Raw genomic sequence first — 13,391 nt, forward strand, 5'->3', positions numbered from 1 at the left:
GAGCCTCGGTGCTCTAGAATCGCCAATGCCTGTTGGCGAACGTTGTTTATCTAAAGCGATTTTTTACCGGCGATATGTCGGAAAAGTGCTTTTTTTAGTAAGTTTTTTCCCTAAAGTTCGTAGTCGGTTTTGTCCGGCCCCTGGCGAGGCGTTTTCCTTCAACGTCCGGCGAACTTCAGGGCAGATTCCGCGAGCGGCATTCCGTTAGTCTTACCGAACCTCGCGATGAAGGGGCGCGCTGCCCCGCTCAGGCTTTCACCTGATTCATTCGGCAACACCGTCGGCCCGGCCGTCATTTTTTTGCCGTGCGCGTTTTCTGGCGTGCGGCACTCTATTCAAGTGTGGGGATGTTTCTTTGGCAGTCAGTAACCTCGATATGCATGCCTTGTTCGTGCTGGGCGATTTGCGGGCAAAGCTGGTCAAGCAGTTCCAATCGCGTTTTGTGTACGTCACCGAGCAAAACGCCGAAGGCATTTATGTGGCCGAAATCGACACCGAAAGCGCCCTGGTGGTGGACGACAAGCCGGGGCTCAAGCTCAAGGTCGGCGATCATTTCAGCGCGTCCGTGCTGCCCAGCCGTGAAGGCGGCAAGTTCGACATCCGCTTTCGCGACATCAAACTGGTGGTGTACGGCCTGGGCGACTACGCCTTCGTCACCACCGCCGACGGCCATGCCATCGTGTTCAAGGAAGGCCACAACGTGGTGACGGTGTTTGCCGCCCACGCGCAGTTGACCGAAGGCCTGACCAAGACCCTCAAGGCCGTCACCGCCAAGGCCGCCAAGTGGCGCAAGGGCGAACTGGTGACGTTCAAGGCCAGCGAGTGAGCCGTGCCGACTTTCATGGGCAGCACCTCGACCGCGCCCGTGAGGAGGCCCGCAGGCTGTATGCCGCGAAGGCTGAGCTGAAAGGCGCCTGGCTCGGTTGGGTGGCCTCGCAGATCTACGGCCTGCGCCCGGCCGAATACGCCAGCATGGTCAGACGCGAGTTGCAGCGCTTGCAGGAAATGTCTGAAAACTGATCCTCGTCCGTGTCATGCCCTGAAAAAGCAGGAACCTCGTCTACAGTCAGTTGACTGAGTATTCAGAGGCTTGCGGTCTTCTGTCAGGCCGTCCTGCCATTGCTGTGAACAGCACGAGGTGCAACGCATGAACGGATTTCGACAGTGGTTCTTCGCCTGCCTGAGCGCATGGGTCCTGCTGGCGGCGCCGGCGGCGAACGCTGCGCAAACGCCGATCCATTTCGCCGACCTGAACTGGGAGAGCGGCAGCCTGATCACCGACGTGCTGCGGATCATCGTCGAGAAAGGCTACGGCTTGCCCACCGACACCTTGCCGGGCACCACCATCACCCTGGAGACGGCGCTGGCCAACAACGACATCCAGGTCATCGGCGAGGAATGGGCCGGCCGCAGCCCGGTGTGGGTCAAGGCCGAGGCCGAAGGCAAGGTCGCGAGCCTGGGCGACACGGTCAAGGGCGCCACCGAAGGCTGGTGGGTGCCGGAGTACGTGGTCAAGGGCGATGCGGCCAAGGGCATCAAGCCGCTGGCGCCGGACCTGCGCAGCGTCGGCGACCTGATCAAGTACAAGGATGTGTTCAAGGATCCCGAGAACCCGGCCAAGGGACGTTTCCTCAACAGCCCGATCGGCTGGACCTCGGAAGTGGTGAACAAGCAGAAGCTGATCGCCTACGGGCTGCAGGACGCCTACACCAACTTTCGCAGCGGCTCCGGCGCGGCCCTGGATGCGGAAATCAGCTCCTCGATCCGCCGGGGCAAGCCGGTGCTGTTCTATTACTGGTCGCCGACGCCGCTGCTCGGCAAGTTCAAGCTGATCCAACTGCAGGAACCGCCCTTCGACGCCGAAGCCTGGAAGACCCTGACCGACGCCGACAACCCCAATCCGAAACCGACCCGTTCGCTGGCCTCGAAGCTGTCGATCGGCGTGTCGGCGCCGTTCCAGAAGGCGCATCCGGAGATCGCCGCGTTCTTCGCCAAGGTCGATTTTCCCATCGATGCGCTGAACAAGGCCCTCGCCGACATGAGCGAGAAGCACACGCCGCCGCGTGAGGCGGCGCTGGCGTTCATGCGGGATCATCCGCAGGTGTGGCAGGCGTGGTTGCCCAAGGATGTGGCGGACAAGGTGGCCGCGGACCTGAAGTAGGCCTGGGCATCCGGCTCGGCCCGAATCCCGCACGTCCGCTTCGCAGGCGTGATGCGAACCCGCGTCTATAGTGAGAAGGCTGTGCGAAGGGGTGGCGTGCCTGAAGGTCATGACGGGGTGCGCCGAGACGACACGCTGTGCCACCGAATCAGGAGATCGCCATGAGCCAGATCGAAAAAGTGCTGTACACCGCAAAGACCCACACCACCGGCGGACGTGACGGCGCCTCGCGCAGTTCCGACGGGATCCTCGACGTGAAGCTGTCGTCGCCCGGCAGCAACGGCGGCGGCACCAATCCGGAACAACTGTTCGCCGCCGGCTGGTCGGCGTGCTTCATCGGCGCGATGAAGGCGGTGGGGGCGCAACAGAAGATCAGCATTCCCGCCGATGTGGCCGTGGATGCCGAAGTGGACCTGGGCACCAATGCCGGAGGGTATCTGCTGCAGGCGCGGCTCAATGTGAGCCTGCCGGGGATGGAGCGCGCCGCCGCGCAGAAACTGGTGGAGGATGCGCATCAGGTGTGCCCGTATTCCAAGGCCACGCGCAACAACATCCAGGTCGAGGTGAAACTGGTTTGAGCCCCAGGCGGCCCGCCCGCGTTGCGCGGGCGGGCCGCTTCAGCCGGGGATCAATGCATCTTGCTGTGATCGTGGCCTTCCATGTGGGTCAGCGAACGCACGGCGGCCTTCACTTCAACCTTTTCCTTCTCGCCCTTGGCGTTCTCGACGGTCAGGGTCAGCGGCACGCTGTCGCCTTCCTTCACCTGGCCGGTCAGGCCCATCAGCATCACGTGGTAGCCGTTCGGGTCAAAGGTGACGGCCTTGCCGGCCGGCAGGTCGACGGAGGACACCGGGCCCATCTTCATCACGTCGTCCTTCATGCTCATCTCGTGGATCTGCACGTCCTTGGCCACCGGCGACGCCACGCTGACCAGTTTGCTGTCGCTGTCGGCAGTGACGGTCATGAATGCGCCGGTCGCCGACTGGCTGGCGACGGTCGCACGCACCCAGGCGTCATCGACCTTGGTCTGCGCCGACGCCTGGAAAGCCAGGCCCAGCAGGGACAGGGCGAAAGCGGCGCGTTTGAGGGTGTTCAGAACGGGGTGCATCAGCAGACCTCCATAACGGTAAGCAAATCTTCCGTGCACTCTTGTGCCGAAAGCGATTGGGACAGGCCCAGGCGCAGCTCGCCCCGGGAGTCGTAGACGTAACTGGTGGCGGTGTGGGAGATCGTGTAGGTGTCGCCGGCCGGCACCTTCTCGAAGAACACGTCGAATTCCTTGGCGGTGGCCTTGGTCTCTTCCAGCGTGCCGTACAGCGCGACGAAGCTCGGGTCGAAGGCCTTGACGTAGGTGTCGAGGATCTGCGGCGTGTCGCGCTCGGGATCCAGGGTGATGAAGATCACTTGCAGGCGGTCGCCGTCCTTGCCCATCAGCTTCTTGATCTTCGCCGCGCGGGCAAGCGTGGTGGGGCAGATGGCCGGGCACTGGGTGAAGCCGAAGAAGACCATCGGCATCATGCCGCGAAAGCTCGACAGCGTCAGGGTGTTGCCTTCGGTGTCCTTGAGCTTGAAGGTGCGTCCCAGGATCTTGTTGCTCAGATCCTTGCCGTACTTGTACGACAGTTCGCCACGGGTGTCGCAGCCGGCGAGCAGGCCCAGGCCCAGCACGCCCATGCCTGCCAGCACCTTGCGGCGAGTCAACAAAGCGGTCATTGATTTAGCGCCCTTTGCGAGCCCGTCGGCGTGCAGCCGTCCGGGCGGGGTTACCGTAAAAGCGGCGCATGATAGCAAAACGGGGAGCGCTCCCGGCTGCCGAACGGCGGTCTAGACACATGGTGCGACAAATGGCCGCGATCAGCGGGCGGTGTCCGACGGCGCCTTCCAGCCTCCGCCAAGCGCGGTGTACAGGTTCACTTCGGCGACCAGTTGCGCCAGCCGGTCGTTGATCAGGCCCTGCTGGGAACTGAACAGCGAGCGCTGGGCGTCGAGGAACGTCAGGCTGCTGTCGACGCCGCTCAGGTAGCGGTGCTGCGCCATGTCGTAGTAGTCCTGGGTGGCCTGCACCAGATCGTGCTGGGCCTGAAGCTGATCCTGATAGGTCTTGCGCGCCGCGAGGCCGTCAGCCACTTCCTGAAACGCGGTCTGGATCGACTTTTCGTACTCGGCCACCGTGATGTCCTTTTGCAGCTTCGCGTAGTCCAGGCTGGCGCGCAGGCTGCCGGCGTTGAAGATCGGCAGGCTGAGCTGCGGCTGGAACGTCCAGGCGCCGGAGCCGCCCTTGAACAGCCCGGCCAGGTCGGTGCTGGATGTCCCGGCATTGGCGGTCAGGCTGACGCTGGGGAAGAACGCCGCCCGCGCCGCGCCGATGTTGGCGTTGGCCGCCTTGAGCTTGTACTCGGCCTGAAGGATGTCCGGGCGGCGCTGCAGCAGGTCCGACGGCAACCCCGCCGGCAATTGCGTCACAAGGTCATTGGCCAGCGGCAATGCCGGCAAGTGTTCGGGGATCGGCGCCCCCACCAGCAGCGTCAGGCTGTTCAGGTCCTGGGCCACTTGCCGCTGATAGCGCGCCAGGCTGGCGCGGGTGCTGTCGACGCTGGTCTGCGCCTGGATCTGCTCCAGCGCCGACGATTTGCCCGCCTCGCGGCTGCGGGTGGTCAGGCGCAGGCTCTGTTCGTCGGCGGCCAGGGTTTCCCGGGCCAGGGCCAGCAGCTCCTGGTCGGCGCGCCAGGTCAGGTAGGCGCTGGCGACGTTGGCCACCAGGCTCAACTGCGCGCTGCGCCGTGCCTCTTCGGTGGACAGCCAGGTCATCAGCGCCTGCTCGCTGAGGCTGCGCACCCGGCCGAAGAAGTCCAGCTCGTAGGCGCTGACCCCGAGGTTCACCGAGTAGGTCGAGGTGATCATCGCCTTGGTCTGGGTGACGCTGGGCGGCATGCGCCGGCGCAGCTCGCTGCCGGTGGCCGACACCGCCGGGAAGAGGTCGGCGCGCTGGATCCGGTACTGCGCCTGAAAGGCCTCGACGTTGAGCGCCGCCACCCGCAGGTCGCGGTTGTTGAGCAGGGCGCTGTCGATCAACTGCTCCAGGGCCGGGTCATTGAACAGCCCCCGCCAGTCATCGACGGTTGCCGCCGGCCGCGTCGGCGCCGCGTAGGCGGGCCCTTGCGGATAGTGCGCCGCCGCAGGCGAATCGGGTCGCCGGTACTCGGGCATCAACGAACAGCCGCCCAGCAGCAGGGCGGCGCACAGCAGGGAAAGGGACAACCTGGACATCCGACAGCCTCATCTACGCAAGGGGCGGGCACCGACGAGCGTGCGCCCGCAAGGGGCGGATCACCGGGTCAGGCGCCGGCCATCCATTTCGCCAGACCGTGCCGTCCGCTGACGCCGAGCTTGGCGGCTGCGCGTTTGAGGTAGGTCTCGACCGAACTGTTCTTCACCCGCAGCCGCTCGGCCAACTGCGGCACGGTGCCGCCGGTGAGCAGGCCCAGGCAGACTTCCTTTTCCCGCACCGACAGATTGATTTCGCAAAGCGTCAGGCGTTCGTCGAACACCTGCTGCAACGGGGCCAGGTCTTGGTCGGCCACGGGCGGCCGCGGCTGCCGGGCGATGGCTTGCCGGCTGATCTGGGCATGGCGCTCGATCAGCGGCAGCAGGGTGTCGGACAGGCTCTTGAGAAACGACAGTTCCGGCAGGGAAAACACCCGGTGCGTATGGGGGCGGCAGAACGAGATGACGCAGCGGCGGTTGGAATTGCGCGACACCAGATTGCACTGATGGACACCCAAGTGCGGGTGGCGGTGCGGGAGCGAGGCTTTGAGCTGAATCAGCAGCGAGTCGTTCATCTCGATCATTTTCTGCAGCAGCGGGTGTTCGTCCGGGCGCTGCAAGGGATCCGGGGGCGGGAACGTCTGCGGCTGGCCGGCGCTGCCCAGCGCCTTGACTTCGACCACGCTGGCCTGACGTTCGTCCAGCGTCCATTCGCTCAGGTCGACCCGGTTGACCGGCACCAGGGTATCGACCAGCTGGAACATGTTGGTGGCGAAGCGCTCGTCCCCGGTGCTGGCGATCAGCTCCCCCAATTGCCAGTAGAAGTGCGGGTTTTCCGTGTTGCGGATACTGCCGGTCAGATTCATATCTTTGTCATCCTTGATTTAACGCCATTACCGAATCGTCTGCCGTGCACACGCGCCTGCAAGTCACCGTTTCTCCTTGAAACGGGATTTAAGCCTATGGGTTTGTCTTGCGTCTGTAAGGGAAAGCGGGGACACAAATTGCCATCTTTTCTGAATTGGCGCGTCCATGATTCCTACGTGAATTAGGATCGATAGCAACACAAGTGACTGAACGGTTAATTCCAGAGCCCGTAAACCGGGGGGTTCAGCGCAGTCGAGCGTTACGGTGAGCTCTGGAGCCTGCGGAATGTATGGCAATTGTCCTACAGGATTTTCAGCCTTTCCTTTCGGAACTTGAGGAGGGGGCGCTGAAGCCTGCGCTGCGCAAGGGAACACGGCCGGACTTCGGCCGGCCAGGGGTGTCCGGGTTTCACGTGTCACGCGGGCTGCGGGGCCGATGCTTGAATACCCGCACAATCACATGAGAAGGATCTTATGAACTCATTTGCTGCCGATGCGGCGGACGGACTGTCCGCGACCGCCGAAACCTTTGCGCTGACCGCCGCCCAGAGTGACATCTGGCTCGATCAACTGCGTCAGGGCGATTCGCCGCTGTACAACATCGGCGGCTATGTCGACCTGAGCGGCCCGCTGGAGCCTGAACTGATGCAGGCGGCGCTCGAACGTCTGGTGGCCCGTCACGATGCCGTGCGCACGATCCTGCTGCCGGGGGCGGGCGAGCAGGGCATGCCGCTGCAGCGCTTTGCGCGGTCGCTGCCGGCGCCGATGCCGCTCCACGACTTCTCCAGCCATCCCGACCCTGAAGCGGCGGCGCGGGCGCTGATCCAGGAGCGCATCGAGCAGCCCTTCACGCTGGACGGCGGGCCGCTGTTCCGTTTCCTGCTGATTCGGCTCGGCCCGCAACGGCACTGGCTGTCGATCCTGGCCCACCACCTGATCACCGACGGCTGGGGGTTCGGCGAGATGCTCAAGTCGCTGGACGAGATCTACAACGCGCTGGCCCGCGGCGATCAGCCGCCCCAAGAGGCGCCGTCCTACGTTGACTTCATCCTCGACGATGCGCGCTATCACGGCAGTGCGCGGTACGCGCAAGACCGTGCCTACTGGCTGGACAAGTACCGCCACGTGCCCGAGCGCCTGCTGTTGCCCCGTCATCAGGAACGCCACGGGCCGGCAGCGGCGCCGAGCCGGATCTTTTCCCAGCCGTTCCCCGTCAGCCTGCACGAGCGCATGAAACAGGTGGCGCGGGAATACGGCGCCTCGGCGTTCCATGTGCTGCTGGCGGCGATGCACGTCTATTTCAGCCGCACCGCCCAGCGCGACGAATGGGTGGTGGGGGTGCCATTGCTCAACCGCTCCGGCGCCCGCTTCAAGTCCACCCTCGGTCTGTTCACTCAGGTCAGCGCGGTTCGCATGGGTTTCGGCCGCGAGTTGTCGTTCAGCCAGTTGATCGTGGCGATCCGCGATGAGCTGAAACAGGACTTCCGCCACCAGCGCTTTCCCCTCAGCGAGATGAACCGGGCGTTGGGCTTGCTGCGCGAGGATCGCTCGCAGCTGTTCGAGCTGACGGTGTCCTATGAGCAGGACATCCACGAATACCGCTACGGCGAGGCCCGAGGGGAGGTGGTCAAAGTCTCGAACCACGAGGAGGGCACGCCGCTGTCGGTCCATCTGCTGAGCAACCGCAGCAACGAAAAGGACAGCCTGTACCTGGTCTACAACGAAGCCTATTTCGACGCCGACGACATCCAGGCCCTGGCCGAGCGCCTGCTGTGGGTGCTGGAGCAAGGGCTGGAGGATCCCGCCCTGGCGGTGAACGGCTTCAGCCTGGGCACACCGGCGGAAACGGCGTTGCTGCAGCGCTGGAACAATACCCGCACCGACTTCCGCCGGGGCCAGCCCGTGCAATGGCGCTTCGAGGCGCAGGCGGCGGAGCGTCCGCAGGCCCTGGCGGCCATTCATGAAGGCAGGCCGCTGACCTACGCCGACCTGGACGGGCAGGCCAACGCGTTGGCCCATCATCTGATCGGCCTCGGCGTGCGGCCCGACGACCGGGTGGCGGTGGTCGCCCGTCGCGGGCTGGACACTCTGGTCGGCCTGCTGGCGATCCTCAAGGCGGGCGCCGGGTATGTGCCGGTGGATCCGGCGCACCCGGCCGAGCGTCTGCGCTATCTGCTGGAGGACAGCGCTCCTGTGGCGGTGCTGACCCAGAGCGATCTGCGCGAGCGCTTGCCGACCTCCGCCGTGCCGGTGGTTGAGCTGGACCGGCGCCGCTGGCCGATCAACCCGGCCAGGCCCGATGTGCCGGCGCTCACCGACCGGCACCTGGCCTACGTGATCTACACCTCCGGCTCCACCGGCCTGCCCAAGGGCGTGATGGTCGAGCACCGCACCCTGTCGAACCTGATCGACTGGCACTGCGAAGCCTTCGGCCTGCGCGCCGGCAGCCATGCGTCGAGCCTGGCCGGGTTCGGCTTCGACGCCATGGCCTGGGAAATCTGGCCGGCGCTGTGCGTCGGCGCGACCCTGCACCTGGCCCCGCTCCAGGAGGGCGGCGAAGACATCGACGCGCTGCTCGACTGGTGGCGTGCGCAACCTTTGGACGTGAGTTTCCTGCCGACGCCGGTCGCCGAATACGCCTTCAGCCGTCAGCTCGGCCATCCCACCTTGCGCACGCTGCTGATCGGTGGGGACCGGCTGCGCCGTTTCGACCGCGAGCAGACGTTCGAGGTGGTCAACAACTACGGCCCGACCGAAGCCACGGTGGTCGCCACCTCCGGGCGGGTCGCGGCAGGCCAGCCCCTGCACATCGGCAAGCCGATCGCCAACGGCACGGTGCACCTGCTCGACGACCGGCAGCGCCCGGTGCCGGTCGGCGTGGCCGGTGAGCTGTATGTCGGTGGCGCAGGCGTCGCCCGTGGCTACCTGAACCGACCCGAACTCACGGCCGAGCGCTTCCTCGACAACCCGTTCGCCGAAGGGCGGATGTACCGCACCGGCGACCTCGCCCGTTGGCGCAACGACGGCACCCTCGAATACCTGGGGCGCAACGACGATCAGGTGAAGCTGCGCGGCGTGCGCATCGAGCCCGGCGAGATCGAGGCGGCGCTGCTTAGCCACGACGCCGTGCGCGAGGCCGTGGTGCAGGTGCGCGACGGCCAGTTGCTGGCCTGGTTCACCGAGGGCCGGGCGCTGGACATCCGCGAGCTGCACGAACACCTCAAGGCCCGCCTGCCGAGCACGCTGCTGCCGGGGGCCTACGTGCGTCTGGAGGCGCTGCCGCTGACCGCCAACGGCAAACTGGACCGCCAGGCCTTGCCGGATCCGGGGCCGGAGGCGCAGGTCCGCCGCGAATACGAAGCGCCGCTGGGCGACACCGAAACCCTGCTGGCGCAGCTGTGGGCCGAAGTGCTGCAGGTCGAGCGGGTGGGGCGTCACGACCATTTCTTCGAACTGGGCGGGCATTCGCTGCTGGCGGTCGGGCTCATCGAGCGCATGCGCCAGGCCGGCCTGAGCAGCGACGTGCGCGTGCTGTTCGGTCAGCCGACCCTGGCCGCCCTCGCGGCGGCGGTGGGCAGCGGCCGTGAGGTCGAAGTGCCGGCCAACCGCATCGCGCCCGGCTGCACGCACCTCACGCCGGACATGCTGGCGCTGGTGCGACTGGATCAGGCGGCCCTCGACAGGATCGTCGCCACGGTGCCCGGCGGCGCGGCCAACGTGCAGGACATCTACCCGCTGGCGCCGTTGCAGGAGGGCATCCTCTATCACCACATCACGGCGCAGCAGGGCGATCCGTACCTGCTGCAATCGCATCTGGCGTTCGACGGCGCCGAGCGTCTCGACGCCTTTGCGCAGGCGCTGCGCGGGGTTATGGCGCGTCACGACATCCTGCGCACCGCCGTGCTCTGGGAAGGGCTGGACGCTGCGGTGCAGGTGGTGTGGCGCTCGGCCGAACTGCCGGTGGAGGAAGTTGTCCTCGACCCGGCGCAGGGGGACATCCTGGGCCAGTTGCACGAGCGCTTCGACGCCCGCCGCTACCGCCTCGACATCAGCCGGGCACCCTTGATCCGGCTGATCCACGCGCAGGATCCGGCCCATGGACGGATCGTCGCGATCCTGCTGTTCCATCACCTGGCCATGGATCACATCGCGCTGGAGGTGATGCGCGCAGAAATGCAGGCCAGCCTGCTGGGCCTGAGCGAGCCGCCGGCGCCGGCGGTGCCGTACCGCAACTATGTGGCCCAGGCCCGGTTGGGCGTCAGCGAAGAGGAGCACGAAGCGTTCTTCCGCGAGATGCTCGGCGACATCGACGAGCCGACGCTGCCCTTCGGCCTGCAGAACGTGCAGGGCGACGGACGCGGCATCGAAGAGTCGCAGCAGGCGCTGCCGGCGGACCTGGACCTTCGCTTGCGTGCGCAGGCCCGGCAACTGGGGGTGAGCGTGGCGAGCCTGCTGCACCTGACATGGGCACGGGTGCTGGCGGCGACCTCCGGACAGGAGCGGGTGGTGTTCGGCACCGTGCTGATGGGCCGGATGCAGGGCGGCGAGGGCGCCGACCGGGCGCTGGGGGTGTTCATCAACTCGCTGCCGCTGCGCGTCGATGTGAACCTGGGCGTGCGCGCCGCCGTGCAGGCGACCCACGCCCGGCTGACGGCGCTGCTGGGGCATGAGCACGCGTCGCTGGCGCTGGCCCAGCGCTGCAGCGGGGTGGCGTCGCCGTCGCCGCTGTTCAGTGCGCTGCTCAACTACCGGCACACGGACGAACGCACGCAGGACGCGTCTGCCGTTCAGGCGTGGGCGGGCATCGAGACCCTGGCCAACGAGGAGCGCACCAACTACCCGATGACCCTCAGCGTCGATGACCTGGGCGACGGCATGCGCCTGACCACCCGGGCGGTGGCGGGCATCGGTGCGCAGCGGATCGGCGAGTACGCGCAGACCGCATTGAAGGCGCTGGTCGAGGCCCTGGAGCAGAACCCGCAACTGGCCGTGAACCGACTGCCGGTGTTGCCGCCGGCAGAGCTTGGGCAACTGCTGGTCGGGCTCAATGCCACCGAAGTGGATTGTCCGCTCGAACAGCCCGCCCATGTCCTGTTCGAGGCGCAGGTGCGGCGCCGGCCGGACGCCGTCGCGCTGCAGTTCGAAGGGCAGGCCCTCACGTACCGCGAACTGAACGAACGGGCCAACCGTCTCGCCCATCACCTGCGCACGCTCGGCGTGCAGCCGGATTCGCGGGTGGCGATCTGCGTCGGGCGCAGCCTGGAACTGGTGATCGGCCTGCTCGCCATCCTCAAGGCCGGCGGCGCCTATGTGCCGCTGGATCCGGACTACCCGCTGGAACGCCTGCGCTACATGCTGCAGGACAGCGCGCCGGTGGCGCTGCTGGTGCACGGGGCGACCCGTCAGCTGCTCGGCGAGCCCGGCGTGCCGCTGATCGAGATCGACCGGGGCGGTTGGCAAGATGCGCCGGCCGGCGATCCGCAGGTGCCGGGCCTGAGCGCTTCGCACCTGGCGTACGTGATTTACACCTCAGGCTCCACCGGCACGCCGAAGGGGGTGATGGTGGAGCACCGCAGCCTGTGCAACATGGTGCACTGGGGCTCGCGGATCAGCCCGCCGACGGAGCAGGGCGCGCTGCTGCAGAAGGCGCCGTTCAGCTTCGACAGTTCGGTGTGGGAGATCTTCTGGCCGCTGTGCGCAGGCTTGCGCCTGGTGCTGGCGCGGCCCGACGGCAACCGCGATTCGGCCTATGTGACGCAGGCGATCCGCGAGCAGGGCGTCACTGTGGTCAAGTTTGTGCCGGCGCTGCTGCAGCAGTTCATCGAGCAGGACGACGTCAGCCAGTGCACCAGCCTCACCGACGTGCTCAACGGCGGCGGCGAACTGACCGTCGCGCTGGCCCGTGCCGTGCGCCGACGCCTGCCGTGGGTGCGCCTGCACAACGTGTACGGCCCGACCGAAACCACGGTGGACAGCACCGGCTGGACACTGGAGCCCCACGAGCCGGTGCCGGACAGCGTGATCCCCATCGGCAAGGCCCTGAGCAACACTCGCCTGTACGTCCTCGATGCCCGCGACCAACCGGTGCCGATGGGCGTCGGCGGCCAGTTGCACATCGGCGGCGTCGGCGTTGCGCGGGGCTACCTGGGGTTGGCGCAGATGCAGGCCGAACGCTTCATCGACAGTCCGTTCGTGCCGGGCGACCGGCTCTACCGCACCGGCGACCTGGTGCGCTACCGCGCGGACGGCCACTTGGAGTTCCTCGGGCGCAACGACTTCCAGATCAAGCTGCGCGGCCTGCGTCTGGAGCCGGGCGAGATCGAGGCGCGGCTGACCGAGCACCCGGCGGTGCGCCAAGCGGTGGTGACGGTGCGCGATGAGCGGCTGGTGGCGTACTTCACCGTGCGCGAGGGTTTCGTGTCGCCGACCATCGAGGCCTTGCGCGCCCATGTGCTGGAGCGCCTGCCCGAGTTCATGGCGCCGGGGGCCTATGTGAGGCTGGACGCGCTGCCCCTGACCCCCAACGACAAGGTCGACCGCAAGGCCTTGCCTGCTCCGGGGTCGGAGGCGGTGCTCAGCCGTCTCTACGAGGCGCCGCAGGGCGATGTGGAGACCCGCCTGGCGCAGATCTGGGCCGACGTGCTCGGCCTGGATCAGGTCGGGCGCAACGACCACTTCTTCGAGCTCGGCGGGCATTCGCTGCTGGCGGTGAGCCTGGTGGCGCGCATGCGCCAGGCCGGGCTGCACGTGGATGCGCGCACGCTGTTCAGCCAGCCGACGCTGGCGGCCCTGGCGGCGCACACCCACGGCCAGGCCCGGCAGGTGGACATCCCGCAGACCACCATTCCGGTGCTCGACCGCAAGCGGCGGCTCTGACCGTCCCCGGCGGTACGGGAGCCTGTGGCAAGGGGAACTGTGGCGAGGGAGCTTGCTCCCGCTGGGGCGCGCAGCGGCCCTTTCTGTGTGTCTTGAGCGCGCAGGGGCCTGCTTCGCAGTCCAGCGGGAGCAAGCTCCCTCGCCGCAGGGGCCTGCTTCGCCTGTCGGCGGGAGCCCGCGGGACATGTCCCCGCTTCCCATGTCAGCCCCACGGGGCCCGATGT

At 66.8% G+C, this 13,391-nt stretch carries 9 protein-coding genes; 5 read left to right on the plus strand and 4 right to left on the minus strand.

Translation table 11 applies throughout. The features are described from left to right. Positions 1 to 376 precede the first annotated feature (376 nt). From ACIP0B_RS01845 to ACIP0B_RS01860, 4 genes are all read left to right on the plus strand, one after another. Positions 377 to 826 (plus strand): hypothetical protein, encoded by a 450-nt coding sequence (locus tag ACIP0B_RS01845; RefSeq protein WP_170930065.1) that lies wholly within the window; start codon positions 377 to 379, stop codon positions 824 to 826. After that, positions 823 to 1,020: a hypothetical protein gene (locus ACIP0B_RS01850; protein WP_085586371.1), complete on the plus strand. Its 198-nt coding sequence runs from the start codon at positions 823 to 825 to the stop codon at positions 1,018 to 1,020. Before ACIP0B_RS01845 ends, ACIP0B_RS01850 begins: the two co-directional genes overlap by 4 nt. 127 nt (positions 1,021 to 1,147) lie before the next feature. Continuing rightward, complete coding sequence (locus ACIP0B_RS01855; protein ID WP_400829335.1) at positions 1,148 to 2,161, plus strand: ABC transporter substrate-binding protein; 1,014 nt, start codon at positions 1,148 to 1,150, stop codon at positions 2,159 to 2,161. A gap of 161 nt (positions 2,162 to 2,322) precedes the next feature. After that, entirely contained in the window at positions 2,323 to 2,739 is a 417-nt protein-coding gene (locus ACIP0B_RS01860; RefSeq protein ID WP_400829337.1) for an organic hydroperoxide resistance protein, read from the plus strand. A 50-nt stretch (positions 2,740 to 2,789) separates the two neighbouring features. Here the strand turns inward: ACIP0B_RS01860 and ACIP0B_RS01865 are convergent, their stop codons facing one another. The 4 genes from ACIP0B_RS01865 to ACIP0B_RS01880 form a co-directional block, all read right to left on the minus strand. Beyond that, the gene (locus ACIP0B_RS01865; RefSeq protein WP_400829339.1) at positions 2,790 to 3,269 is read right to left on the minus strand and encodes a copper chaperone PCu(A)C; all 480 of its coding nucleotides are present in this window, start codon (positions 3,267 to 3,269) and stop codon (positions 2,790 to 2,792) included. Next, a complete protein-coding gene (locus tag ACIP0B_RS01870; RefSeq protein ID WP_400829340.1) occupies positions 3,269 to 3,874 on the minus strand; it encodes an SCO family protein in 606 nt (201 codons plus the stop codon). The genes ACIP0B_RS01865 and ACIP0B_RS01870 overlap by 1 nt, the downstream gene beginning before the upstream one ends. A gap of 141 nt (positions 3,875 to 4,015) precedes the next feature. Then, positions 4,016 to 5,428, minus strand: a complete 1,413-nt coding sequence (locus ACIP0B_RS01875; protein ID WP_400829341.1) for an efflux transporter outer membrane subunit — start codon at positions 5,426 to 5,428, stop codon at positions 4,016 to 4,018. 68 nt (positions 5,429 to 5,496) lie between these two features. Continuing rightward, a complete protein-coding gene (locus tag ACIP0B_RS01880) occupies positions 5,497 to 6,291 on the minus strand; it encodes a helix-turn-helix transcriptional regulator (protein WP_400829343.1) in 795 nt (264 codons plus the stop codon). Positions 6,292 to 6,765: 474 nt separating this feature from the next. Between ACIP0B_RS01880 and ACIP0B_RS01885 the strand changes: the two genes are divergently transcribed. Then, positions 6,766 to 13,167, plus strand: coding sequence for an amino acid adenylation domain-containing protein (locus ACIP0B_RS01885; RefSeq protein WP_400829345.1), 6,402 nt, complete (start codon positions 6,766 to 6,768; stop codon positions 13,165 to 13,167). Positions 13,168 to 13,391 lie beyond the last annotated feature (224 nt).

The organism is Pseudomonas sp. NPDC089534, from assembly GCF_044749305.1.
GTDB lineage: Bacteria > Pseudomonadota > Gammaproteobacteria > Pseudomonadales > Pseudomonadaceae > Aquipseudomonas > Aquipseudomonas ekonensis.